Here is a 22,964-nt window from a genome sequence, read left to right on the forward strand (position 1 = left end):
GCGCGGGTCAGCGCGACGACGCCGCGACCCACCGCTCGAGCGCCGACCGGGCGGCACCGGAGTCGATCGCCTCGGCGGCCTTCGCGACGCCGGCCGCCAGCGCGGTCTCGACGTCGGCACCCGGTGCGTCGTGGACCGCGAGCGCGGCGCCCGCATTGAGCACCACGGCGTCGCGCACCGGCCCCTGCTCGCCGGCCAGGACGCGGCGTACGACGTCGGCGTTGTGGGCGGCGTCGCCCCCGCGGAGGTCCTCCGTGGTGGCCCGGGCCATGCCGAGCGTGGCGGGGTCGACGGTGCTCTCCGCGACCCGGCCGTCGTGCACGTGCCACAGGGTCGAGGTGGTGGTGGTCGTCAGCTCGTCGAGGCCGTCGTCCCCGCGGAACACCCAGGCGTCCACCCCGCGCCCGGCCAGGACGCCGGCCATGACCGGCGCCATCCGGGCGTCCGCGCACCCGATGGCCTGGGCCTGGGGGCGGGCCGGGTTGGTCAACGGGCCGAGGATGTTGAAGGTGGTGGCGATGCCGAGCTCGCGCCGCGGCACCGCCGCGTGCCGCATGGCGGGGTGGAAGGCCGCGGAGAAGCAGAAGGTGATGCCGGCCTCCCCCGCGACCTCGGCGACGCGCGCCGGGGTGAGGTCGAGGCGGATGCCGAGCTCCTCTAGGACGTCGGCCGACCCGGACTTCGACGACGCCGAGCGGTTGCCGTGCTTGACCACGCGGGCCCCGGCGCCGGCCGCGACGATCGCGGCCATCGTGGAGATGTTGACCGACATCGACCGGTCGCCCCCCGTGCCGACGATGTCGAGCAGCCGCCCGGGCACCGAGATCGGGTTGGCCGCGGCGAGCATCGCGTCGGCGATGCCGGAGACCTCCTCGACCGTCTCGCCCTTCGCGCGCAGCGCGACCACGAGCCCGGCGAGCTGCACGGGGGTCGCCGCGCCGGCGAAGACCTCGTCCATGGCCCATCGCGCCTGCTCGGTCGTCAGGTCGACACCGGCGACGAGCGTGGAGAGGACGTCGGGCCAGGTGTGCGACATGGGGATCAGGCTAGTGGCGCAGCGGTGGGCCGCCCCAGTGGTGTCAGGAGGTGGCCGGGACCGACGGCTTCAGCAGCGCGACGACCGCCTCGGCGAGCTGGATGGGGTCGATCGGGTGCGGCACGGCGGCCTCGGCGCGCGACCAGGTGGCGAGCCAGGCGTCCTGCGGGCGACCGGTCAGCACCACGACGGGCGGGCACTGGTAGATCTCGTCCTTGAGCTGCTTGGCGATGCCCATGCCGCCGGCGGGGACCGCCTCGCCATCGAGGATCGCGAGCGCGATGTCGCCGCGGTCCATGTTCTGCAGGACCACCGGCTCGGTGGCGACCTCGACGTACTCGAGCTCGGGCATGTCCGGGTGCGGGCGGCGGCCCAGCGCCAGGATGACCTGCTGGCGGGTGTTCACGTCGTCGCTGTAGACGAGGACCTTGAGCGAGCGGTCTGCGGCGGCATCAGTCACGGGAGGCATCGTAACCGTCGCCCTCCCGCCCCCGCGTGGAGGCATGCGTCACAGCGTCAGCCGGTCGGGCGAGCGTCGCTCCGCCAGGTCCAGGCGCCGGTCCTCCCGGGCCGCCTCCTTCATCGACGAGCGCACCCACTGGGTGAACAGCACGCCGAAGAACAGCACCCCGATGAGGTCGCCGCTGGCCCACAGGATGCCGCCGGCCAGGTGCTGGTCGTCGAGCACCGATGGCAGCCACGCGCCCATCGGGCCCTCGCGGAGCGCGAGGTAGTGCTCGGCCCCGATCAGCCTCGACTGCCCCATGATCGTCACGCCGAGGAACGCGTGGAAGGGCAGCGTCATGAGGGTGAGGAGCACCCGGAAGGGGTGGCTGACCCGGCCCGGCACCGGGTCGACCCCCATGAGAGGCCAGAAGAAGAGCGTCCCGACCAGCACGAGGTGGATGTGCATCATCTGGTGCACGTAGGACGAGCTGAGGCTGGCGTCGTACCACGGGCTGAAGTAGAGCGCCCACGGCGAGACGACGTAGAGGGCGAACGCCAGCGGGGGGAACGCCAGCACCTTGGCCACCCGCGAGTGCAGCACGGCGAGCAGCCACCGGCGGGGGGCCGGCGGCAGGGTGCGCAGGGCGAGGGTCACGGGCGCGCCGAGCGCCAGGGCCAGCGGCACGACCATCGACAGGACCATGTGCTGGACCATGTGCACGCTCAGCAGGGTCGTGTCGTAGATCCCCAGGCCCGACATCGTGGCCACGCCGAACGACCCCATCCCGAGCACGACGAAGGCCAGCGTGCGCCCGAGCGGCCACCGGTCACCGCGACGCCGCAGCACGGCGACGCCGACGAGGTAGAGACCGGTCGCCCAGACCAGCACCACGAAGGGGATCGGGTCGATCCCCCAGTCGGTGAGCACCCGCCCGAGCGTGAATCGGGGCAGGACCTCCGTGGTGTCCGCGGAGAGGGTGGAGAGGGTGGGGAACACGCTGTGAACTCTATGTCGGTCCAACACAGGGGGTCGGGGTGCCCCTCGTCCTCGCCAACGGCCATAATGATCTTCGTGGCGACAGCAACTGCGACGATTCCGGCCTCCCGTCTTCACGGGCACCACGACCGACCCAGCATGGTCAGCGTGGGCACGATCATCTGGCTCGCGAGCGAGCTCATGTTCTTCGCGGCGCTGTTCGCGTCCTACTTCACCATCCGGGCGGTGAGCCCGGAGCTCTGGGCGCAGGAGACCGACAAACTCAACGTGCCGTTCTCCACGGCCAACACCGCGATCCTCGTCGCGTCGTCGTTCGCCTGCCAGTGGGGCGTCTTCGCCGCCGAGCGCGGCCAGGTCGGGCGCACGGGCAAGCTCTACAACTTCGCCAAGTGGGGCCTGCGCGAGTGGTTCATCCTCACCTACGTCATGGGCGCCATCTTCATCGGCGGACAGGCGCTCGAGTATGCCGAGCTGATCGAGCACGGCGTCACGATCCAGAGCTCGGCCTACGGCTCCATGTTCTACCTGACCACCGGCTTCCACGGCATCCACGTGGCCGGCGGACTCATCGCCTTCCTGTTCGTCCTCGGCCGCACCTACCTCGCGCGGCGCTTCACCCATGAGCAAGCCGTGACCGCGATCGTCGTGTCCTACTACTGGCACTTCGTCGACGTGGTCTGGATCGGCCTGTTCTTCATGATCTACGTCATTCAGTAAGCACCGATACCGCAACCGGCAAGGACTAATCGTGCGTTTGCTCAACCGAACCGCTGGTCGTCTCTCCCGGCACCGTCGGGGACCGCTTGCGGGTCTCGCCGTGCTGCTGCTGGGTCTCCTGATCAGCGGCTCCCTCTACACCGCCTTCTCCCCCGCCCAGGCTGACAGCCAGCCGAGCGAGACCGAGAAGGTCGCGCAGGGCAAGGAGCTCTTCCTCGCCAGCTGCTCGTTCTGCCACGGCAAGAACGGCGAGGGCGTGCCCACCGTCCGCCCGGGCTACCAGCTCGGCCCGTCACTGGTCGGCGTCGGCGCCGCCGCCGTCGACTTCCAGGTCGGCACCGGACGCATGCCCCTGGTCCAGCAGGGCCAGCAGGCCGAGCGCAAGCCGCCCGTCTTCAACGACGAGGAGATCTCCGCGCTGGCGGCCTACGTCGCCTCGCTCGGCCCCGGCCCCGCGATCCCCAACGCGGCCGACTACTCGATCGACGACCTGTCCGACGAGCAGCGCCAGGAGGCGATCTCCCGCGGCGGCCAGATCTTCCTCACCAACTGCACCGCCTGCCACAACTTCCAGGGCGCCGGCGGGGCGATGCCACGCGGCGGCTACGCACCCACGCTCCGCGGCGTGGAGCCCAAGTACGTCTGGGAGGCCATGATCACCGGCCCCCAGCAGATGCCCAACTTCAGCAACGGCAACCTCTCCCCCGACCAGAAGCGCGACGTCATCGCCTACCTCGGGAGCCTCGAGGACACGCCTGAGTACGCCGGCTTCTCCCTGGGCGGACTCGGACCTGTCTCCGAGGGCCTCTTCGCCTGGGTGATCGGCATCGGCGGACTCGTGGGCGCGGCGGTCTGGATCGCCTCGCACACGACCCGCAGCAAGAAGAGCAAGGTGAACGCGTGAGCAACGACAACTCCTCGACGCCGGAGCACCCGGTCAACGGGCCTGACGGCACCCCGGTGCCCCACGACGAGGCCCACGTGCCCACGCACCGCGAGGCCGAGCCGATCCCCGACCCGGGCCTTCCCGCGCACACGTGGCGCCCCACCGACGTCGACCCCAAGGCCGAGAAGCGCGCCGAGCGCCAGATCGCGGCCATGTTCGTGGGCGCGATGATCAGCGCCGTCCTCTTCGTCGTCGCCTACTTCACCTTCCAGATCGGCGACAACTGGGACACCATCGGCGGTCTCGGCGCCTCGACGGTCAGCCTCGGCGTGACCCTCGGCGTGAGCCTGCTGCTGATCGGCATCGGCATCATCCACCTCGCCCGCAAGCTGATGGCCGACCACGAGATGGTCGAGATGCGCCACGCGGCCGCCTCCCCGCCGGAGGACCGCGAGGCCACCGTCGAGGCACTCAACGCGGGCCTCGCCGAGGCCGGCATCGGTCGGAGGCCGCTGGTCCGCAACACGATGATCGGCGCCGTCGGCCTGCTCGGGCTGCCCGCCGTCGTGCTGCTGCGCGACCTGGCCCCGGGCAAGGCCCTCGACATCGACGCGCTCGCGCACACCATCTGGAAGCCGGGCATGCGCCTGGTGCGCGACGTCGTCGGCACCCCCATCCTCGCCAGCGAGGTCGAGATCGGTGACCTCGTCAACGCCACCGCCGAGGCGCTGTTCCCGTCGGAGGAGAACGGCTACCCCGAGCTGTCCAACCTCGACGAGCAGGTCCAGAAGGCCAAGGCCGCGATCATCGTCGTGCGGATGAACCCCGACGAGATCATCCCGCTCAAGGGCCGCGAGAAGTGGACCGTCAGCGGAATCATCTGCTACTCCAAGATCTGCACCCACGTCGGCTGCCCGATCTCCCTGTACGAGCGCACCACCCACCACGTGCTGTGCCCGTGCCACCAGTCGACCTTCGACCTCGCCGACCACGCCAAGGTCGTCTTCGGTCCGGCTGCCCGTCCTCTTCCCCAGCTGCCGCTCGCGGTGGATGACGAGGGCTACCTGGTCGCTCAGAGCGACTTCACCGAGCCCGTCGGGGCCAGCTACTGGGAGCGTGAGAAGCAAAAGTGAGCACGGACTCCAGGATCGACACCAGCAAGGTCGCGACCACCAACGGCACCGCCGCCGCGACCGCCACCAAGCCCGGCCCCGCCGGGTCCCTCGCCTCGTGGGCCGACGACCGCCTCGGTCTGGCCACGGCGATGAAGAAGAACCTGCGCAAGGTCTTCCCCGACCACTGGTCGTTCATGCTCGGCGAGATCGCCCTGTGGAGCTTCGTCGTGCTGCTCCTGACGGGCGTCTTCCTGACCCTGTGGTTCAACCCCTCGATGGGTCACGTCACCTACGAGGGCTCCTACGACCAGCTGCGCGGCGTCGGGATGTCGGAGTCGATGGCCTCGACGCTGGCCATCTCGTTCGACGTGCGTGGCGGCCTGCTCCTGCGCCAGATGCACCACTGGGCCGCGGCGATCTTCATCGCCTCGATGATGGTCCACCTGCTGCGCGTCGCCTTCACCGGCGCCTACCGCAAGCCGCGCGAGCTCAACTGGGTCATCGGCTGCCTGCTGCTGCTCCTGGGCACGCTCGAGGGCTTCACGGGCTACTCGCTGCCCGACGACCTGCTCTCCGGCACCGGCGTCCGCGCCGCGGACGGCTTCCTGAAGGCGACCCCCGTCGTCGGCACCTACATGTCGTTCCTGCTGTTCGGTGGCGAGTTCCCGGGTGAGGCGATCATCCCGCGCCTCTACATCGTGCACGTGCTGCTGATCCCCGGGATCCTGCTGGCGCTCATCGCCGCCCACATGCTGCTGCTCGTCTACCACAAGCACACGCAGTGGCCCGGGCCCGGCCGCACCGAGCAGAACGTCGTCGGCTTCCCGATGCTCCCCGTCTACGCCGCCAAGGCCGGTGGCTTCTTCTTCATGGTCTTCGGCGTCGTCGCCCTCATGGGTGGCCTGATGTCGATCAACCCGGTGTGGAAGCTCGGCCCCTACGACCCGACCAAGGTCACCGCAGGCTCCCAGCCCGACTGGTACATGGGCTGGCCCGACGGACTGCTCCGCATCGTCCCGACCGGGTGGGAGTCGGTGTTCTTCGGCTACACGTTCTCGTGGAACGTGATGCTGCCGATCCTCATCGTGCCTCCGCTGATGCTCGTCATCTTGATCCTGCTGCCGTTCATCGAGGGCTGGATCACCGGCGACAAGCGCGACCACCACCTGCTCCAGCGCCCGCGCAACGCGCCGACGCGCACCGCCGTCATGGTGTCGCTGATGACGTTCTACGGACTCGCCTGGGCGGCCGGTGGCAACGACATCATCGCCATCAAGCTCGACCTGAGCATCAACCAGATCACCTACTTCATGCGGGCGGCCGTCTTCCTCGGGCCCCTGCTGGCGTTCTGGATCACCCGGCGCTGGTGCATCTCGCTGCAGCGGCACGACAACGAGATGCTGCTCCACGGCTACGAGACGGGCATCATCACCCGCTCCCCCGAGGGCGCCTACTCGGAGCGCCACCTGCCGATCGGCGAGGCAGCCGCCTACACGCTCACGGCGCGTGAGCGCGACCAGGTCCACACGGTCGCGGGCGACACCGACGCCGCCGGTGTGGCCGCGCCCAACTCGCGCTCGGAGAAGCTGCGGGCCAAGCTGTCGTCGTGGGCGTTCAGCCACAACGTGCAGAAGCCCACGCGGGCCGAGCTCGAGGAGGCGCACCACCACGCCGAGCACGAGGCCGAGCTCCAGGCAGGGCTCGACCACCCGGCCGACGGACACCAGTTCGACGACCACCAGCTCCGCGACACCGAGGACGTCCCGCTGCGCGACCACTGAGCGCACGCGACGCACGAGGGCCCGCCGGGATCGTTCCCGGCGGGCCCTCGTCTCGTCAGTGGGCGTGTCCACGACGCCCGTCGGCTGACCGTGGTGGATCCGAGTCACCAGGTGACCTGGATCCTCCCCGATGCGTCGCGGGCTCCACTCCCCCAAAGGTCGGGGGTCAGCTGAGGGCCGAGCCCTGCTTCCAGTCGGCGGCGGAGAGGTTCCAGTCGCCGTAGCCGTTGTCGAGCGTCATCTGACGGGCGGACCCGGTCACCTCGACGACGTCGCCACGGCTGGTGCGGTCGTAGAGCCACTGGGCGTCCGCGACGCTCATCCCGACACACCCGTGCGAGACGTTGGCGCTGCCCTGCGAGCCGACCGACCACGGCGCGGCGTGCAGGAACTCACCGGAATAGGTCACCCGCAGGGCGTACTCGACGTTGGACAGGTCGTAGTACTCCGGGTCGCCCTCGGAGACGCCGATCGTCGCGGCGTTCATCCGCTTCTGGCGGAACTTCTCGATCACGACCTTGGTGCCCGAGCGGGTCTCCCACCCCGGCTTGCCGGCGCTGATCGGGATGGTGCGGGCGAGCTTGCCGTTGACGAACGTGCGCATCGTGTGGCTGCGCACGTCGACGCGGCTCACCACCGAGTCGCCGATGTGGAAGTCGAGGCGCCGTGACTCCTGGCCGTAGATCCCGTTGCCCGCCGGCAGGCTGTTGATGTCGAGGTCGACCGACACGTCGGTGCCGGGCCTCCAGTAGTGCGCGGGCCGGTAGTGGGCCTCCCGGTCGCTCAGCCAGTACCACGAGCCCTTCTGGGCGGGCGTGCTGGTGACCGCCATGTGCCTCTCGAACCGCGCCCGGTCGGTGACGGGCAGGTCGAACGTCACGACGACCGGCATCCCGACGCCCACCGTCTCGCCGTCCAGGGGCGCCACCGAGGGGAAGGTCTGCTCGTCGAGGGTGAGCTCGACCGTGTGGAACCTGCGCGCGCGCTCGACCGTGCTGCCGTCGGAGCGGGTCGCGGAGGCGATCAGGCGGTAGTCGGTGCCGGGCTCCAGCCGGGTGGACGCGGTCCAGGTGCCGTCGTCGGAGAGACTCCCCTGCACCGGACCGGCGGGCGAGGTCACCCGTACGTCGTCGAGGTGGCCGCCGACGGTCGACACCGTGAGCGGCGCGTCGATCGGCACCGCGGTCGGGTCGGCGAAGCCGGTCGTGATCCGGACCGGCTCCGGCGCGGCGGACTCCGTGGCGTCCGCGGACCCCGACGCGGCTGGAGCGTCGCCGGAGCCGTCGGAGGAGGAGGTCGGTCCCGCCGTGCTGCAGGCAGCGAGTCCCGCCATCATGACCAGCGCCGCAGCGGCCGCCGTCGGACGGCGTGCCGGGCGCGTGGAACGGAGCACGCGTGAGCGCATGCGACGTCACCCCCCAGGAGAGCCCGCCCGGTCGGACGGAGGAACAGCAGAACCCGTCCAGCGTACGTCGCGGACGGGCTCTGCTGAAAAGGGCGGCTCAGTGGGCGTGTTCGCCCCGGTAGTACTCGAAGACGAAGCCGCACACCACGATGGCACCGGCGGCGAAGCCGATGATGGCCAGCCACCAGGCCGACAGGGCGATGCCGTAGACGATCACGCCCAGCGCCATGGCGCACCACAGGGGCCACCAGGAGTAGGGCGGGAAGAAGCCCAGCTCACCGGCGCCGTCGGCGATGTCGGCCTCCTTGCGGTCCTCCGGCCTCGGGTCCATGCGCGAGGCGTGGAAGCCGAGGTAGAGGGTGATCATGCCGGTGAGGAGCGCGGTCATGACGAGCGCGGAGGTGCCGGTCCAGTCCTCGGACAGGAACCAGTAGCCCGGTGCCACGACCCCCACGAACACGGTGGTGATCCCGAAGATCCATGCCTCGGCCTTCATCGGTCCCTCTCCTCGTCGGTCGGCTCGGCCGGCTCGCCGGCGCGCTCACGCAGCATCTCCTCGCGCCCCGCCACCTCGGGGCGTCGGCGACGGCGCCGTCACGCTCGGCGTCGTTGTCCTCCAGCTCGAGCAGCGCGACCTCCGGGTGGTGCAGGTCGAAGGCCGGCGACTCGGAGCGGATGCGCGGCAGCGTGGTGAAGTTGTGGCGCGGCGGCGGGCAGCTGGTGGCCCACTCGAGGGAGCGCCCCCAGCCCCACGGGTCGTCGACCGGCACCTTCGGGCCCCTGGCCGAGACGTAGACGTTGTAGAGGAACGGCAGCGTCGAGGCGGCGAGCAGGAACGAGCCCGCCGTCGAGATCTGGTTGAGCGTGGTGAAGCCGTCCTCGGGCAGGTAGTCGGCGTAGCGGCGCGGCATGCCCTCGACACCCAGCCAGTGCTGGACCAGGAAGGTGGTGTGGAAGCCGACGAACAGCACCCAGAAGTGGAGCTTGCCGAGACGCTCGTCAAGCATCCGCCCGGTGAACTTGGGCCACCAGAAGTAGAAGCCGGCGAACATCGCGAACACCACCGTGCCGAACACCACGTAGTGGAAGTGCGCCACCACGAAGTAGGAGTCGGAGACGGTGAAGTCGAGCGGCGGGCTGGCCAGGATGACTCCGGTGAGGCCACCGAAGAGGAAGGTGACGAGGAAGCCGATCGACCACAGCATGGGCGTGTCGAACGACAAGGATCCGCCCCACATCGTGCCGATCCAGTTGAAGAACTTCACGCCTGTCGGCACGGCGATGAGGAAGGTCATGCCGGAGAAGAACGGCAGGTCGACGGCGCCGGTGACGAACATGTGGTGGGCCCACACCGCGACCGAGAGCATCGCGATGCCGAGGGTGGCGGCCACCAGGCCGACGTAGCCGAAGATCGGCTTGCGGCTGAAGACCGGCAGGATCTCGGAGACGATGCCGAAGAACGGCAGCGCGATGATGTAGACCTCTGGGTGCCCGAAGAACCAGAACAGGTGCTGCCACAGGATCGGACCGCCGTGGGAGGGGTCGAACACGTGGGCACCGAGGATGCGGTCGGCCTCGAGCGAGAGCAGCGCACCCGCGAGGATCGGGAACACCATGATCACGAGCATGCTGGTGATCAGCGTGTTCCACACGAAGATCGGCATCCGGAACATCGTCATACCGGGCGCGCGCATGCAGATGATCGTGGTGATGAAGTTGACCGCACCCAGGATCGAGCCCAGGCCGGCCATCCAGAGGCCCATGATCCACAGGTCGCCACCCACGCCTGGACTGCGCACGGCGTCGGAGAGCGGCGTGTAGGCGAACCAGCCGAAGTCGGCGGCACCGGACGGGGTCAGGAAGCCGGAGGCGGCGATGAGGCCGCCGAAGAGGAACAGCCAGTAGCTGAACATGTTGAGTCGCGGGAACGCGACGTCGGGGGCGCCGATCTGCAGCGGCATGATCACGTTGGCGAAGCCGAAGAACAGCGGCGTCGCGAACAGCAGCAGCATGATCGTGCCGTGCATGGTGAACAGCTGGTTGTAGAGCTGCTCGCTGACGACCTGGCCGCCCGGGTAGGCGAGCTCGGCGCGGATCAGCATGGCCATCAGGCCGGCGATCAGGAACCACGCGAACGAGGTGCCCAGGTAGAGCTTGCCGATCAGCTTGTGGTCGGTCGTCGTCAGGATCCGCACGACCTGCTGGCCCAGCGGCTTGCGCTCAGGCGGCGGAGTCGCGGCCTGGGGTGCGGGAGCGGTGGTGGCAGTCACTCCTGGCTTCCTTCCTGGGACTGGCTCTCGCCCAGTCCGGTCTGCGTGGTGGCTTCAGATCCGCCCAGGAGCGGCTCCGCGAGGGTCTGGCCGGTCTCGGCCAGGTCGGCGAGGTAGGCCTCGTACTCCTCCTGGCTGACCACCTCGACCTCGAAGAGCATCCGCGAGTGGTAGACGCCGCACAGCTCGTAGCACTTGCCGGGGTAGGTGCCCTCCACGGTCGGGGTGACCTGGAGGTGGTTGATCCGGCCCGGGATGACGTCCATCCGGGTCAGGAACGAGGGCACACCGAAGTTGTGGATCACGTCGGGCGAGTGGAGGTTGAACTGGATCCGCTGGTTGACCGGCAGGACCAGCACGGGGATCTCGTTGCCGTCACCGATGGTGTAGACGTACTCGTCGTAGGCGTAGTCGCCGTCGTAGCCGGTGGCGTCGACGTTCTGCTCGCCCAGGCCGTAGTTGAAGGTCCAGCTCCACTGCTGGCCCATGACCTCGACGGTCACGTCGGGGTCGGGCTCGACCTCGGTCATCACGTCCTGGACCCGCACCGTGTGGAAGAAGAACACCACGCACATCAGCACGGGGGCGATCGTGTAGAACACCTCGAGCGGCAGGTTGTAGCGCGTCTGCCGCGGGACCTCGTCGGGGCTGCGGCGGCGGAACTTCACCACCGCGTAGACGATCAGGCCCCACACGATGACACCGGTCACCAGTGCGGCGACCCACGCCCACTTCCACAGCTCGTAGGTGTAGGGGCCCTGCTCGCTGGCCCTGTCGGGCATGGCGAGGTTGCGGATCTGGTGCTGGTCGGCCTCGGAGCACGCGGCCAGCGCCATCATCGTCACGCCCAGCAGCGCGACCTTCAGGGTGCGCCTCACGGGCGCGCCCGAAAGGTTGGGGACTTGCAGACCCACTGACGAGCCTCTCTCTCGGTGCTTCTCGACCCATAGAGCGTATCCCCAACTCGCCGCGCCGTGCGGGGCAGGGTCGGGTGTCGGTCCATCTGCGCAGGTCAGAGTCGCTCCGCGGCCCCCGCCGGGTGGTCGTGGCATAAGTTGCCCCAGTGACTGCCCCTCCCGCCGGGCCCGGCGACCTGGACAGCGCGTCCTCGGCGCCGCTGCACCCGGCGGCCCGCGAGGTCCTCCTCGCCGCGCTGGAGCGCGGCTACGCCGACCCGCGCCGGCTGCACCGGCCGGGACGGGAGGCGCGGCTGCTGCTCGACAACGCCCGCGAGGCGACGGCCGACGCGCTCGGCGTGCGGGCCGACGAGGTGACGTTCACCCCCAGCGGCACCCACGCGGTCCACCTGGGCCTGCTCGGCCTCGTGCGCGGCTCACGTCGCGGCGACGGGGTCGCGCACTCGGCGGTCGAGCACTCCGCGGTCCGCCACGCGGTGGCCTGGGGTGCCCGCGCGGTCGAGGTGGGCACCGACATGCACGGCCGGGTCCGCCCCGACCACCTCCTCGAGGCGGCCCGCTCCCCCGGCGTCGGCACCGTCGCCCTGCAGACCGCCAACCACGAGGTGGGCACCGTGCAGCCCATCGACGAGCTCGCCCTGCCCGACGACGTCGCCCTCTTCACCGACGCGTGCGCGTCGATGGGGCGCTGCGCCCTCCCCGAGGGTTGGGCGGCGGCCGCCGGCTCCGCGCACAAGTGGGGCGGACCGGCCGGCGTCGGCGTGCTGCTGGTCCGCAAGCGGGCGCGGTGGCGCCCCCCGTTCCCCGGCGACGACCGCGTCGACGAGCGGTCCACCGGCTTCGAGAACGTCCCTGCCGTGCTCGCGGCCGCCGCCGCCCTGCAGGCGGTCGTGGCCGAGCGCGAGGAGGTCGGCGCCCGCCAGCACGCGCTCGTGGACGTCGTACGCCGCCGGGTGGCCGCCGAGGTGCCCGACGTGGAGGTGGTCGGCGACCCCGAGCGGCGCCTGCCCCACCTGGTCACGTTCTCGTGCCTCTACGTCGACGGCGAGGCCCTGGTGGGCGAGCTCGACCGGCGCGGCTTCGGCATCGCCAGCGGGTCGGCCTGCACGGCCTCCACCCTGACCCCCAGCCACGTGCTGGAGGCGATGGGGGTGCTCACGCACGGCAACGTCCGCCTGTCCCTCCAGCGCGACACCTCTCGCGCCGAGGTGGACGCCTTCTGCGACGCCCTGCCCGGCGTGGTCGCCGAGATCCGGTCGCGGGTGGGCATGTGAGCAGGTCCGACGTCGCCCTGGAGCTGGACTGCCGCGACCTGCCCTGCCCGATGCCGGTCATCGAGCTCGCCCGCCACCTCGGCGACGTGGCGGTCGGCGAGCTGCTCGCGGTGGTCGCACGCGACCCGGCCGCGGCCGTCGACGTGCCGGCGTGGTGCCGGATGAAGGGCCAGGCCTACGTCGGCGTCGACTCCGCCGACGACGGGACGGCCCGCTACGTCGTACGGCGCCTGGGCTGAGCGGGACGGGGCCTGCCGGTCAGGGGCGGATCGTGCGCAGGTGCGGCTCGAAGTCGGCGACGGCCTCGTCGCCGTAGGTCGCCGCGCACCGCTCGAGGAACGCGTGGCGGGAGATCTCGTACTCCTGGGTGCCGACCTGCTCCACCACGTGCACGGCGAGCAGGCAGCCCAGCTGGGCGGCGCGCTCGTGGCCCAGGCCCCACGTCAGGGCCGCCAGGAAGCCGGCCCGGAAGGCGTCGCCGACCCCGGTCGGCTCGACCTTCTCGATCTCGGGGACCGCGCCCACGACCACCGACTCCTCGCCCTTGCGGTCGATGCGCACGCCCGCCGGGCCGAGGGTGACCACCCACGTGCCCACGCGTGAGAGGACGTCGTCGCGGCTCCACCCGGTCTTCTGGGTGATCAGGCTGGCCTCGTACTCGTTGGAGAAGAGGATGTCGGCGCCGTCGATGAGCTGGCGGATCAGCGCACCGTCGCCGAAGGCGAGCTGCTGGGAGGGGTCGGCCAGGAACCGGTAGCCGCGCTGGCGGCACTCCTCGGTGTGGCGCAGCATCCCCTGCGGGTCGTCCGGGCCGATGATGACGTAGTCGGGGTCGCCGACGCGGTCGACGATCGGCTTGAGCTCGATCTCGCGCGACTCGCTCATCGCGCCGGCGTAGAAGCTCGCGATCTGCGCCATCGAGGAGTCGTTGGTGCACACGAAGCGGGCCGTGTGGCGTGTCTCGGAGACGTGCACCGAGTCGCAGTCGACGTTGTGCCGCTCGAGCCAGGCGCGGTAGTCGGCGAAGTCCTCGCCCACGGCGCCGACCAGCACCGGGCGCAGGCCCAGGTTGCCGAGACCGAAGCAGATGTTGGCGGCACACCCGCCGCGGCGCACGTCGAGGTCCTCGACGAGGAAGGACACCGAGAGCTTGTCGAGCTGGTCGACGACCAGGCTGTCGGCGAACTTGCCCGGGAAGGACATCAGGTGGTCGGTTGCGATGGATCCGGCAACGAGGAGGGACACGCCGCGAGACACTACCTCCCGGTACGGCTCGGGATACGCATCAGTAGCCAATAGCGTCGTGGCCATGATGACGTCACGACGCCCCGCGACCCCCTTCAGCGACGAGCTGGGCACCCCCGCAGAGATGGCCGCCGACGGCCGTGCGGCCAGCCGCAACCTCGGGCTGCAGAGTCGCCTCGAACGAGCCGCGCGCGCCGCCGGCAGGCCCGCGCCGAGCCTCCACTTCGACGACTACCCCGCCGAGGTCGGCAAGCGCGAGATCCGCGTGTCCGAGGCCGCCGCGCGCCTCGCCGGCGCCCTCCACCTCCACCTGGACTGACCTTGGACTGACCCGGGACTGACCCGGGACTGACCCGGGACTGACCCGGGACTGACCCGGGCACGACGAAGGCCCCCGCCAGAGGCGGGGGCCTTTCGCGTGCCGGCTCAGCGAGCCGGACTCAGTGGAACGAGTCGCCGCAGGCGCACGAGCCGGTGGCGTTGGGGTTGTCGATCGTGAAGCCCTGCTTCTCGATGGTGTCGACGAAGTCGATCTCCGCACCGTTGAGGTAGGGCACGCTCATCCGGTCGACGACCACGGTCACGCCGTCGAAGTCGGTGGTGACGTCGCCGTCGAGCGTGCGCTCGTCGAAGAAGAGCTGGTAGCGCAGGCCCGAGCAGCCACCGGGCTGCACGGAGATCCGCAGGGCCAGGTCGTCGCGGCCCTCCTGCTCCAGGAGACTCTTCACCTTGCCTGCGGCGACAGCGGAGAGGTTGATCTGGTCGGTCCTGCGCTCGGTGGTCGCGCTCTGCTCGGTCATCTCATCACTCCAGAAGTCTCGGGTACTGCTCGGCTCAATGGTCGCACACCGGCGGATATTCCCGGCCGGCCGGCGCAGCCGCGCGTCCGTCCGTCCACCTGGCTCAGCGCGACCAGGTGCGCGCGACCCGGGCGGCGAGGTCGGCGAGGGCCTCGGCCGGGGCGCTGAAGGCGCGCTCCTCCCCCACCAGGTCCACGAGCGAGTAGGCGGACTCGATGCCGAGGGCGCGCATCTCGCGCGAGCCGACCAGCACCTGCCCGGCCAGCGCGATGCAGGGACGCAGCGCCTCGGAGGCGATCTCGGCCACGCCGTAGGGCACCTTGCCCGCGCGGCTGGAGAAGTCGAACGCGCCCTCGCCGGTCACGACGAGGTCGGCCGCGCGCGCCCGGTCGGCGAGCGAGACCGCCTCGGCGACCAGGCCGATGCCGGGCTGCCGGGTGGCACCGAGGGCGAGCAGGGCGTAGCCGATGCCGCCGGCGGCCCCGGCGCCCTTGTCGAGCGACGTACGCCGGTCGGTGGCGACGGCGAACGCCTCCAGCCACCCGTCCACCTCGGCGATCCGGTCCTCGGCGACCCCCTTCTGCGGCCCGAAGGTCTTGGTGGCCCCGAACAGGCCGGTGAGGGGGTTGTCGACGTCGCTCGCCGCCACCAGGGTCACGCCGTCCAGCCGCCGCCGCGCCGGTGCGAGGTCGACCGTGGTCACCGACCCCAGCGGAGCGGCACCCCCGTCGAGCGGGCCGTCGGACACGGCGCCGAGCGTCGCCAGGACGCCCGCGCCGCCGTCGTTGGTGCCGGTGCCGCCCAGACCGACCACCACCGTGCGCGCCCCACCCTCCACCGCGGCCAGCACCAGCTCGCCCACCCCGACGCTGGAGGCGGTCTCGACCGGGCCGGAGACCAGGTGCAGGCCCGCCGCCTGCGCAGCCTCGACGTAGGCCGTCGTGCCGACCCGCAGCACCGCCGCGGGGACGGGCGCGCCGTGCGGGCCCGAGACCGTCACCGCCGCGAGCTCGCCGCCCATCGCGGCATGCAGCACGTCGACGAAGCCGGGGCCGCCGTCCGCCATCGGGGCGAGGTCGAGGTCGTCGCCCGGCGCCTGCCGGCGCCACCCGGCGGCGACGGCCTCGGCGGCCTGGACCGCGGTGAGGGTGCCGGCGAACTTGTCGGGGGCGATCAGCACGCGCATGGCTGCATCCTGTCAGTGGGGCCATCCGGCATGCTTGGCGCATGAGCCTGGACCCGATCGTCGCCGAGATCACCGTGCCGGTGACCCCGACCGAGGCCTTCGTCGGCTTCACGGCCCAGATGGGCGAGTGGTGGGACCCGATGCTGAGCCCCGACCCGGCCACCTTCACCGGCATCGCCATCGACCCCGACGGACCGGTGGCCTCCGTGCACGGCGACGAGCAGTACGTCTGGGGCAGGGTCGACATGTGGGACCCGATCGGTCGCTACACCCAGCAGTTCTGGCTCGGCCACGCCGAGGAGCAGCCGACCACCCTCGACGTGCTGTTCACCGAGGCCGAGGGTGGCACCGTGGTGCACCTCGAGCACGGCGGCTGGGCCGACGGCAGCGAGGACGTGCGCGCGAAGTACACCCACTGGGACGACCTCCTCCGGCGCTACGCCGTCCACGTGTCGTGACCGCGACGGTCGTCCGGCCGATGCGCGAGGACGATGTCGCGGCCTTCGCCGAGATCACCGCGACGTCCTACCACGAGGTCGACACCCGCACCCACCAGCGCGCATGGCCCGATCCCGTACGCCGCCCGGCCGCACGCAACGGCCACTGGGTCCGGCGGACCCGGCAGGCGCTGGCCACCGACCCGGGCGGCTGCTGGGTCGCGGAGGTCGATGGCGAGCTCGTCGGCGGTGCGGTGTCGCGGGTGCGTGAGCTGATGTGGATCCTCGCCTCGTTCGCGGTGCGCCCCGAGCACCAGGGCCGCGGCATCGGCACCCAGCTGATGGCGGCCGCGCTGCACCACGGCCGGGGGTGCCTGCGCGGCATGTTCGCCGCGAGCGCCGACCCCGGCGCCGTGCGCCGCTACCGGCTCGCGGGCTTCGACCTCCACCCGCAGATGATCCTCACCGGGGTCGTCGACCGCAGCGCCATCCCGGTGGTCGGCCGGGTGCGCGAGGGCACGGCCGGCGACCGCGACCTGATGGACTCGCTCGACCGGCGCACGCGCGGCGCCGCGCACCTCGGTGACCACGACCTGCTGCTCGAGCAGTTCCGCCTCGTCGTGACCGACCACTCGACGGGCTCCGGCTACGCCTACGTCGACGACGAGGGCGTGCCGGTGCTGGTCGCGGCGACCAACCGGCGTACGGCGTCAGGGCTCATGTGGGAGGCACTGGCGTCCTCGACCCCGGGCGCCCAGGTGTCGGTGCACCACGTCACCGCGGCCAACGCCTGGGCGCTCGACGTCGGCCTGGCGGCCCGGCTGGCGATCTACACCAACGGATACCTCTGCCTGCGGGGGATGAAGCCCCCGGCGCCCTACCTGCACCACGGCTCGCTGCTCTAGCCGCGAGCCGCGCAGGCCGCGCAGGCCGCGAGGGGCTGACGTCAGCCGGCGGAGCCCGGCTCGAGGCGGGCGCCGGCCGCGACCGTGCCCGAGACCTCCGAGTCGCGCCCGGCGAGCACGAGGTCGTCGTCATGGGCGACCCGGCGCGACGGCTCGGCGCCGACGCGGGCCCCGGCGCGCACCTCGCACCGCTCGTCGAGGACGGCCGTGCGGACGACCGAGCCGGCGCGGATGACGCAGTCCTCCATCACGACGCTGTCGTGGACCTCGGCGCCCTTCTCCACCACGACGCCGGGGCCGAGCACGCTGCCGACGACGAGGCCGGCCACGTCGGCGCCCGGCGACAACAGGGAGTCGTGGCACTCCCCCGCCGCGCGCACGCGCGCCGCGGGGCGGTCGGGCCAGTGCGAGATGACCGGCCGGCCGGGGTGGTCGAACACGTCGACCCGGCCGGCGAGCAGGTCGCGGTGCGACTGCAGGTAGAGGCTGGGCTGGCCGACGTCGCGCCAGTAGCCGGTCAGCGGGACCGCGGCGGCGCGTCCGGTCTCGACCAGGCGCGGGAGCAGGTGCTCGCCGAAGTCGCCGATGCCGCTGTCGCCGTCGTCCTGCTCGCCGGACAGCTCGCGCCGCAGGTCGCGCAGCGTCCCCAGCAGGGCCTCGGTGTCGTAGAGGAAGATCTCGGTGGCCACCGTGCCCGCCGACGGCCGCGACGGCTTGCTCTCGATCCCGGTGATCGTGCCGTCGCCGCGCGAGAGCACCACGACGTTGTCGGAGGCGTCCTTCTTGGTGACCTCGCTCGTCAGCACGGTCGCCACGCGCCCCGAGGCGACGTGGTCCTCGACGACGGGGCCGAGGTCCATGTTGAAGACGTGGTCGGCGCTGCACACCACCAGGGTCGGCGCGCCGAAGGCCTCGATGTCGGCCGACATCCGCAGCAGCAGGTCGCCGTTGCCGTGCGCGAAGCCGCTCTCGGTCGCCGGCCCGGTGCCGGTCTGCGGGACGATGCGGCGAAAGCCCCCGCGGTTGCGGTCCAGGCTCCAGGGACGACCGCCGGAGAGATAGTCGTCGATGGAGGTGACCTGGTACTCCAGGGACACCCACACGTCGGTCAGGTCGGCGTGCACGAGGCTGGAGAGGGCGAAGTCGATCAGCCGGTGCACGCCGCCGAAGGGCAGCGCGGGCTTGGCTCGCTCCCGGGTCAGCACGTCCATCCGGGAGCCCTGGCCACCCGCCTGGACCAGGGCCAGGACCTCACCTCGTCGCGTCATGCTCGAAGCATGGCATCCCGGGCGACCCGCCTGCTTCCCCTCCTAGGATGAGGCCATGCCCCGCGCCGCACGACGTTCGTCCCGTCCGTCCTGCGTCGGCGGGTCTCGCTGCGGGGACGCCGCATGAGCCTCGTCGACCTGCCGCTCCTGCCCCTCGGCAAGGGCCGCGACCTCGATGCCGAGCGCGGCGTGGAGTGCCCCGGCGACCTGCCGGCGGCGTCCGACCCCGACCTGGTGGCGCGGGCCCGGGCGGCCAAGGAGGCGCTGGGCGAGCGGGTGTTCGTGCTCGGGCACCACTACCAGCGCGACGAGGTCATCCAGTTCGCCGACGTCACGGGCGACTCGTTCAAGCTCGCACGCGACGCGGCGGCCCGCCCGGCCGCCGAGTTCATCGTCTTCTGCGGCGTCCACTTCATGGCCGAGTCGGCCGACATCCTCACCTCGCCGAGCCAGCAGGTGGTCCTGCCCGACCTGGCCGCCGGGTGCTCGATGGCCGACATGGCCCGCCTGCGCCAGGTCGAGGACGCGTGGGACGCCCTGGCCGCCGCGGGCGTCCAGGACGCCGTCGTCCCGGTGACCTACATGAACTCCAGCGCCGACATCAAGGCGTTCTGCGGGCGCAACGGCGGCGTCGTGTGCACCTCCTCCAACGCCGACGTCGCCCTCGAGTGGGCGTTCGCCCAGAAGGCCGCGGCCCCCGGTGGGGCCACGGTGCTGTTCCTCCCCGACCAGCACCTCGGGCGCAACACCGCGGTGCTCCAGATGGGCATCGGCCTCGACGAGTGCGTCGTGTGGGACCCGCTCCAGCCCGGCGGCGGGCTCACCCCCGAGGAGCTCCGACGGGCCCGGATGATCCTCTGGAAGGGCCACTGCTCGGTGCACGGCCGGTTCTCCGAGGACGTCGTCGACGAGCTCCGGGCCCAGCACCCCGGCATCAACGTGCTGGTCCACCCCGAGTGCCGGCACGAGGTCGTGCTCAAGGCCGACCTGGTGGGCTCGACCGAGTTCATCATCAAGACCATCGAGGCCGCCGAGCCCGGCACGGTGTGGGCGATCGGCACCGAGCTCAACCTCGTCAAGCGGCTGGCCGACGCCCACCCGGACAAGACGATCGTCTTCCTCGACCGCAACGTCTGCTACTGCTCGACGATGAACCGCATCGACCTGCCCCACCTGGTGTGGGCCCTGGAGAGCCTGGTCGCGGGCACGGCGGTCAACCGCGTCGCCGTCGACCCCGAGACCCAGGCCGACGCGCTCGTGGCGCTCCAGCGGATGCTCGACCTGCCCGGCACGTCGCACCGCGACTGAGGGGCCGGCCAGCGATGACGACGACACGACGGCGGATCAGCGATGCCGAGCGCCGCAGCCGGATCGCCGTACGCCACGCGCTGGCGCCGGCCCGCCGGCTCGACCACGTCGAGACGGTCACCCGGACGATGACCGCCCTGCACGCGACGGAGGCGGCCACCGTCCACCTCGCCGTCGCCGCCCGCTCCGAGGGGGTCACCCCGGCCGACGTCGACGCGGCGCTCTACGACCACCGCTCGGTGGTCAAGCAGCTCGCGATGCGCCGCACGCTCTTCGTCTTCCCCCGCGAGCTGCTGCCCGCCGCGTGGGGCAGCGCGTCCGCCCGCGTCGCGGCGTCGGAGCGTCGGCGCATCGCCAAGGCGATCGCCGCGGGCGGGATCGCCGACGACGGAGCGCGCTGGCTCGACCTGGCCTGTGCCGCCGTCCTCGACCGGCTCGCCGCCGGTCCGGCGAGCACCGCCCAGCTGCGCGCCGAGGTGCCGGAGCTGGCGGGGACGGTCGGCGGCGGCACGGACAAGCCGTGGGACCGACCGGTGCCGGTCGCCCCGTGGGTGCTCACCGTCCTCGGCCTGGAGGCCCGGGCGTTCCGCGGGCGCAACGCCGGCCACTGGCGGCTCAACAAGCCCACCTGGACGACCGCGGAGGACTGGCTGGGCGTCGTGGAGCCGCCGCTCGACGAGGCGGCGGGCTACGCCGCGCTGGTCGGCCAGTGGCTGACCACCTTCGGGCCCGGCACCGCGGCCGACATCCAGTGGTGGCTCGGCTCGACCAAGACCGCCGTCACGCGGGCGTTGGCCGACGTCGGCGCCGTCGAGGTCGACCTCGACGACGGCTCGACCGGATGGGTGCACCCCGACGACGTCGAGGACACCGGTCCGGTGGAGCCCTGGGCCGCGCTGCTGCCGACCCTCGACCCCACCGTGATGGGGTGGCGGGGCCGCGACTTCTACCTCGACCCCGCCCACGTGCCGTTCCTCGTCGACACCAACGGCAACGCCGGCACCACGGCCTGGTGGGACGGCCGCGTCGTCGGCTGCTGGGTGCAGGACGAGATGGGGGTCGTCCGGCTCTCGCTGGTCGAGGACGTCGCGACCGACGGGCGCGCGGCGCTCGAGCACGAGGCGCAGCGGCTCACCACGTGGCTCGACGGCGTCGTGATCGGCAACGTCTACGCGTCGCGACAGATGAAGCACGCCAGGCTCCCCTGACGCCGCGCGCCTGCGCTCAGGCGCCGGCGCGGGGCAGCTCGAACCAGAACACCGAGCCACCGCCGTCGCGGGCCTCGACGCCCAACCGGCCGCCGTGGGCCTCGATGATCCGACGGCACGTCGCCAACCCGATGCCCGAGCCCTCGACTCTCTTGTCGAGCCGCGCGAGCGGCGCGAAGACCCGCTCCCGCATGTCCTCGGGGACGCCGCGGCCGCGGTCGCGCACCTCGACCCGGTGGTGCCCGTCGACCGGGACCGAATCCACCTCGACCTCCGGCACCGCGCCGGGCTCGGTGAACTTCACGGCGTTGTCGAGCAGGTTCATCAGCACCGCACGCAGCTGGGCCGCGTCACCGCGCACGAGCGGCAGCACGCCCGCCGAGACGCACTCGCGCGGCAACCGCCCGGTCAGGTCGTCGAGCGCCGACGACAGCTCGGCCGCCAGGTCGACGACGTCGTCACCCGGCGCCCGGCCCTGCTGGGCGAACTCCAGCAGGTTGGCGATCAGGGCGGTCATCCGGTCGACGCCGCGGCGCGCCCGGGCCAGGGTGTCGAGCTGGTCGGGCGCCTCGACGTCGAGCTCGAGCGTCTCGAGCGACAGGGAGATCGAGGTCAGCGGGTTCTTGAGGTCGTGGCTGACCTGGCCGGCGAAGTTGGCCAGGCGCTCGTTGGACGTGCTGAGCCGGGCGTCGGCCTCGGCGAGACGCCGCGAGGCGAGCTCGAGCTCGAGGACGTCGACCACGCGGTAGGCGAGCTGGGCCAGGCCGTGGGCCGCCTCCTCGCTGACCTCGTGGGGGCGGTCGTCGAAGACGCAGAGCGTGCCGATGGTGACGCCGGACGGCGTGGTCAGCGGGTGGGAGCCGTAGTACCTCACGTGGGCGACCTCGCCGGTCGTCCACGGGTTCCGCGCGAACCGCACGTCGCGGCCGGCGTCCTCCACCATGATCGGCGTGCCGCCCTCCACCACCAGCCGGCACATCGAGTCCTCCACCGGGGAGTCGGCGCCCGCGAACCCGGTCGTCGCGACCTGGTGCTGGACCTCCGAGCCCAGCAGGTTGACCGCCGCGAACGGGACGCCGGCCACCTGGGCGGCGAGCTGCACGAGCGAGTCGAGCTCGCGCCGCGGCGGGTCGTGGAGGACGCCGTAGACAGCGATGGCGCGATCTCGCTCCCGGCCGTCGTTCACAGCCCGGGCGCCTTCCACACCGCCAGCCACCGCTGGAGGTCGGCCTCCATCGGCAGCTCGGACTGCAGCAGGTCGCGCACGGACAGCTCGAGCAGCGTGTCGCGGGTCTGCTCCCCCGTCGGCGCGAACGGGTAGAACGTGCCCTGCTTGTAGAGGTAGGTGAGCCCGAACCGCTGGCCCGACGCGTTGGCGAACGGCACCATCGAGCACAGCAGTCCCGACTCGAAGCCGTTGAGCTCCAAGGTGGTGTTGACCGCGTGCAGGTCGGTGCACAGCCCCGCCATGTCGTCCTTGTCGCCGCTGACGACGAGCCAGGTGAAGCCGAAGTCGTCCTGGGTGACCTCCACGTCGGGCGCGTCGTCGTCGTCGCGGATGAGGCCCAGCACGTCGGCCTGCGTCTGGGCGAACGCCGCCCCTGCCGCCGAGCGGTAGCAGACCGACCCGATGCCGGTCGGCTCGAACCCCAGCGCCGTCTGCAGCGTGATCGCCGCGCTCGGCACGTGGAAGAGCGCGTCGAGGTTGTTGCGCTTGGGCTGCGTCCGCGCGCGCAGGACGTCCCAGAGTCCCATCACGCCA

At 71.7% G+C, this 22,964-nt stretch carries 23 protein-coding genes and 1 pseudogene; 11 read left to right on the top strand and 13 right to left on the bottom strand.

From position 1 onward, the window contains the following. Positions 1 to 7: 7 nt before the first annotated feature. Genes trpD through JX575_RS12130 form a run of 3 tightly spaced genes read right to left on the bottom strand, consistent with a single transcriptional unit; the run spans position 8 to position 2,480 of the window. Complete coding sequence (trpD, locus tag JX575_RS12120; RefSeq protein WP_186341006.1) at positions 8 to 1,036, bottom strand: anthranilate phosphoribosyltransferase; 1,029 nt, start codon at positions 1,034 to 1,036, stop codon at positions 8 to 10. Positions 1,037 to 1,079: 43 nt separating this feature from the next. Further along, a complete protein-coding gene (locus tag JX575_RS12125) occupies positions 1,080 to 1,496 on the bottom strand; it encodes a hypothetical protein (RefSeq protein ID WP_241005130.1) in 417 nt (138 codons plus the stop codon). A 48-nt stretch (positions 1,497 to 1,544) separates the two neighbouring features. Further along, entirely contained in the window at positions 1,545 to 2,480 is a 936-nt protein-coding gene (locus tag JX575_RS12130) for a cytochrome c oxidase assembly protein (protein WP_186341004.1), read from the bottom strand. A 66-nt stretch (positions 2,481 to 2,546) separates the two neighbouring features. Between JX575_RS12130 and JX575_RS12135 the strand changes: the two genes are divergently transcribed. The 4 genes from JX575_RS12135 (at position 2,547) to JX575_RS12150 (ending at position 6,979) form a co-directional block, all read left to right on the top strand. After that, positions 2,547 to 3,197: a heme-copper oxidase subunit III gene (locus JX575_RS12135; protein ID WP_186341003.1), complete on the top strand. Its 651-nt coding sequence runs from the start codon at positions 2,547 to 2,549 to the stop codon at positions 3,195 to 3,197. Between the two features lie 100 nt (positions 3,198 to 3,297). Further along, positions 3,298 to 4,101 (top strand): c-type cytochrome, encoded by an 804-nt coding sequence (locus JX575_RS12140; RefSeq protein ID WP_346776141.1) that lies wholly within the window; start codon positions 3,298 to 3,300, stop codon positions 4,099 to 4,101. Next, positions 4,098 to 5,216 (top strand): Rieske 2Fe-2S domain-containing protein, encoded by a 1,119-nt coding sequence (locus JX575_RS12145; protein WP_241005132.1) that lies wholly within the window; start codon positions 4,098 to 4,100, stop codon positions 5,214 to 5,216. Before JX575_RS12140 ends, JX575_RS12145 begins: the two co-directional genes overlap by 4 nt. Before the next feature lie 119 nt (positions 5,217 to 5,335). After that, on the top strand, positions 5,336 to 6,979 hold the full coding sequence (locus JX575_RS12150; RefSeq protein WP_241005449.1) for a ubiquinol-cytochrome c reductase cytochrome b subunit: 1,644 nt from the start codon (positions 5,336 to 5,338) through the stop codon (positions 6,977 to 6,979). A 166-nt stretch (positions 6,980 to 7,145) separates the two neighbouring features. On the opposite strand, the gene JX575_RS12155 is transcribed toward JX575_RS12150, so the two are convergent. The 4 genes and pseudogenes from JX575_RS12155 to coxB all read right to left on the bottom strand — a co-directional run bounded on the left by JX575_RS12155 (position 7,146) and on the right by coxB (position 11,532). Then, complete coding sequence (locus JX575_RS12155; protein ID WP_241005133.1) at positions 7,146 to 8,372, bottom strand: Ig-like domain-containing protein; 1,227 nt, start codon at positions 8,370 to 8,372, stop codon at positions 7,146 to 7,148. A 109-nt stretch (positions 8,373 to 8,481) separates the two neighbouring features. Next, positions 8,482 to 8,880 carry a cytochrome c oxidase subunit 4 gene (locus JX575_RS12160; protein ID WP_186341000.1) on the bottom strand — a complete coding sequence of 133 codons (399 nt, stop codon included), beginning with the start codon at positions 8,878 to 8,880 and terminating at the stop codon, positions 8,482 to 8,484. A gap of 118 nt (positions 8,881 to 8,998) precedes the next feature. After that, positions 8,999 to 10,654: pseudogene (gene ctaD / locus JX575_RS12165) on the bottom strand (cytochrome c oxidase subunit I); the annotation flags it as partial. Continuing rightward, positions 10,651 to 11,532 (bottom strand): cytochrome c oxidase subunit II, encoded by an 882-nt coding sequence (coxB, locus tag JX575_RS12170; protein ID WP_241005134.1) that lies wholly within the window; start codon positions 11,530 to 11,532, stop codon positions 10,651 to 10,653. The gene coxB and the pseudogene ctaD, both read right to left, overlap by 4 nt. A gap of 185 nt (positions 11,533 to 11,717) precedes the next feature. On the opposite strand from coxB, the gene JX575_RS12175 reads away from it, so the two are divergent. After that, entirely contained in the window at positions 11,718 to 12,845 is a 1,128-nt protein-coding gene (locus tag JX575_RS12175; RefSeq protein ID WP_186340998.1) for an aminotransferase class V-fold PLP-dependent enzyme, read from the top strand. Continuing rightward, positions 12,842 to 13,084, top strand: coding sequence for a sulfurtransferase TusA family protein (locus tag JX575_RS12180; protein WP_241005135.1), 243 nt, complete (start codon positions 12,842 to 12,844; stop codon positions 13,082 to 13,084). Before JX575_RS12175 ends, JX575_RS12180 begins: the two co-directional genes overlap by 4 nt. Before the next feature lie 19 nt (positions 13,085 to 13,103). On the opposite strand, the gene JX575_RS12185 is transcribed toward JX575_RS12180, so the two are convergent. Then, complete coding sequence (locus JX575_RS12185; RefSeq protein ID WP_186340997.1) at positions 13,104 to 14,090, bottom strand: carbohydrate kinase family protein; 987 nt, start codon at positions 14,088 to 14,090, stop codon at positions 13,104 to 13,106. Positions 14,091 to 14,154: 64 nt separating this feature from the next. On the opposite strand from JX575_RS12185, the gene JX575_RS12190 reads away from it, so the two are divergent. Then, entirely contained in the window at positions 14,155 to 14,409 is a 255-nt protein-coding gene (locus JX575_RS12190) for a hypothetical protein (protein WP_186340996.1), read from the top strand. 121 nt (positions 14,410 to 14,530) lie between these two features. Here JX575_RS12190 and erpA read toward each other — a convergent pair whose 3' ends face one another. Then, positions 14,531 to 14,890 (bottom strand): iron-sulfur cluster insertion protein ErpA, encoded by a 360-nt coding sequence (erpA, locus tag JX575_RS12195; protein ID WP_186340995.1) that lies wholly within the window; start codon positions 14,888 to 14,890, stop codon positions 14,531 to 14,533. Between the two features lie 103 nt (positions 14,891 to 14,993). Then, on the bottom strand, positions 14,994 to 16,076 hold the full coding sequence (locus tag JX575_RS12200; protein WP_186340994.1) for a glycerate kinase: 1,083 nt from the start codon (positions 16,074 to 16,076) through the stop codon (positions 14,994 to 14,996). Positions 16,077 to 16,117: 41 nt separating this feature from the next. On the opposite strand from JX575_RS12200, the gene JX575_RS12205 reads away from it, so the two are divergent. Then, positions 16,118 to 16,534: a hypothetical protein gene (locus JX575_RS12205; RefSeq protein WP_186340993.1), complete on the top strand. Its 417-nt coding sequence runs from the start codon at positions 16,118 to 16,120 to the stop codon at positions 16,532 to 16,534. A gap of 20 nt (positions 16,535 to 16,554) precedes the next feature. Beyond that, the gene (locus tag JX575_RS12210) at positions 16,555 to 17,418 is read left to right on the top strand and encodes a GNAT family N-acetyltransferase (RefSeq protein WP_186340992.1); all 864 of its coding nucleotides are present in this window, start codon (positions 16,555 to 16,557) and stop codon (positions 17,416 to 17,418) included. Between the two features lie 41 nt (positions 17,419 to 17,459). Here JX575_RS12210 and JX575_RS12215 read toward each other — a convergent pair whose 3' ends face one another. Continuing rightward, positions 17,460 to 18,686, bottom strand: coding sequence for a sugar phosphate nucleotidyltransferase (locus JX575_RS12215; RefSeq protein WP_186340991.1), 1,227 nt, complete (start codon positions 18,684 to 18,686; stop codon positions 17,460 to 17,462). Positions 18,687 to 18,809: 123 nt separating this feature from the next. Here JX575_RS12215 and nadA point away from each other — a divergent pair, with 123 nt between their 5' ends. Continuing rightward, positions 18,810 to 19,994, top strand: coding sequence for a quinolinate synthase NadA (nadA, locus tag JX575_RS12220; RefSeq protein ID WP_186340990.1), 1,185 nt, complete (start codon positions 18,810 to 18,812; stop codon positions 19,992 to 19,994). Positions 19,995 to 20,008: 14 nt separating this feature from the next. Further along, a complete protein-coding gene (locus JX575_RS12225) occupies positions 20,009 to 21,202 on the top strand; it encodes a winged helix DNA-binding domain-containing protein (protein ID WP_186340989.1) in 1,194 nt (397 codons plus the stop codon). A 16-nt stretch (positions 21,203 to 21,218) separates the two neighbouring features. On the opposite strand, the gene JX575_RS12230 is transcribed toward JX575_RS12225, so the two are convergent. Together JX575_RS12230 and JX575_RS12235 are read right to left on the bottom strand one after the other, a co-directional pair. Next, a complete protein-coding gene (locus JX575_RS12230; RefSeq protein ID WP_186340988.1) occupies positions 21,219 to 22,388 on the bottom strand; it encodes a GAF domain-containing sensor histidine kinase in 1,170 nt (389 codons plus the stop codon). Next, positions 22,385 to 22,957 carry a hypothetical protein gene (locus JX575_RS12235; protein ID WP_186340987.1) on the bottom strand — a complete coding sequence of 191 codons (573 nt, stop codon included), beginning with the start codon at positions 22,955 to 22,957 and terminating at the stop codon, positions 22,385 to 22,387. The genes JX575_RS12230 and JX575_RS12235 overlap by 4 nt, the downstream gene beginning before the upstream one ends. Between the last annotated feature and the right edge of the window lie 7 nt (positions 22,958 to 22,964).

Source organism: Nocardioides sp. zg-1228 (assembly GCF_017086465.1).
In the GTDB taxonomy this organism is placed as follows: domain Bacteria; phylum Actinomycetota; class Actinomycetes; order Propionibacteriales; family Nocardioidaceae; genus Nocardioides.

Excerpts from the sequence above, each read along its gene's own strand:
- trpD (WP_186341006.1), bottom strand. The coding sequence starts at position 1,036 with ATGTCGCACACCTGGCCCGACGTCCTCTCCACGCTCGTCGCCGGTGTC.
- JX575_RS12135 (WP_186341003.1), top strand. The coding sequence starts at position 2,547 with ATGATCTTCGTGGCGACAGCAACTGCGACGATTCCGGCCTCCCGTCTT.
- JX575_RS12160 (WP_186341000.1), bottom strand. The coding sequence starts at position 8,880 with ATGAAGGCCGAGGCATGGATCTTCGGGATCACCACCGTGTTCGTGGGG.
- JX575_RS12190 (WP_186340996.1), top strand. The coding sequence starts at position 14,155 with ATGATGACGTCACGACGCCCCGCGACCCCCTTCAGCGACGAGCTGGGC.
- erpA (WP_186340995.1), bottom strand. The coding sequence starts at position 14,890 with ATGACCGAGCAGAGCGCGACCACCGAGCGCAGGACCGACCAGATCAAC.
- JX575_RS12200 (WP_186340994.1), bottom strand. The coding sequence starts at position 16,076 with ATGCGCGTGCTGATCGCCCCCGACAAGTTCGCCGGCACCCTCACCGCG.
- JX575_RS12205 (WP_186340993.1), top strand. The coding sequence starts at position 16,118 with ATGAGCCTGGACCCGATCGTCGCCGAGATCACCGTGCCGGTGACCCCG.
- JX575_RS12210 (WP_186340992.1), top strand. The coding sequence starts at position 16,555 with ATGCGCGAGGACGATGTCGCGGCCTTCGCCGAGATCACCGCGACGTCC.
- JX575_RS12215 (WP_186340991.1), bottom strand. The coding sequence starts at position 18,686 with ATGACGCGACGAGGTGAGGTCCTGGCCCTGGTCCAGGCGGGTGGCCAG.
- nadA (WP_186340990.1), top strand. The coding sequence starts at position 18,810 with ATGAGCCTCGTCGACCTGCCGCTCCTGCCCCTCGGCAAGGGCCGCGAC.
- JX575_RS12225 (WP_186340989.1), top strand. The coding sequence starts at position 20,009 with ATGACGACGACACGACGGCGGATCAGCGATGCCGAGCGCCGCAGCCGG.
- JX575_RS12235 (WP_186340987.1), bottom strand. The coding sequence starts at position 22,957 with ATGGGACTCTGGGACGTCCTGCGCGCGCGGACGCAGCCCAAGCGCAAC.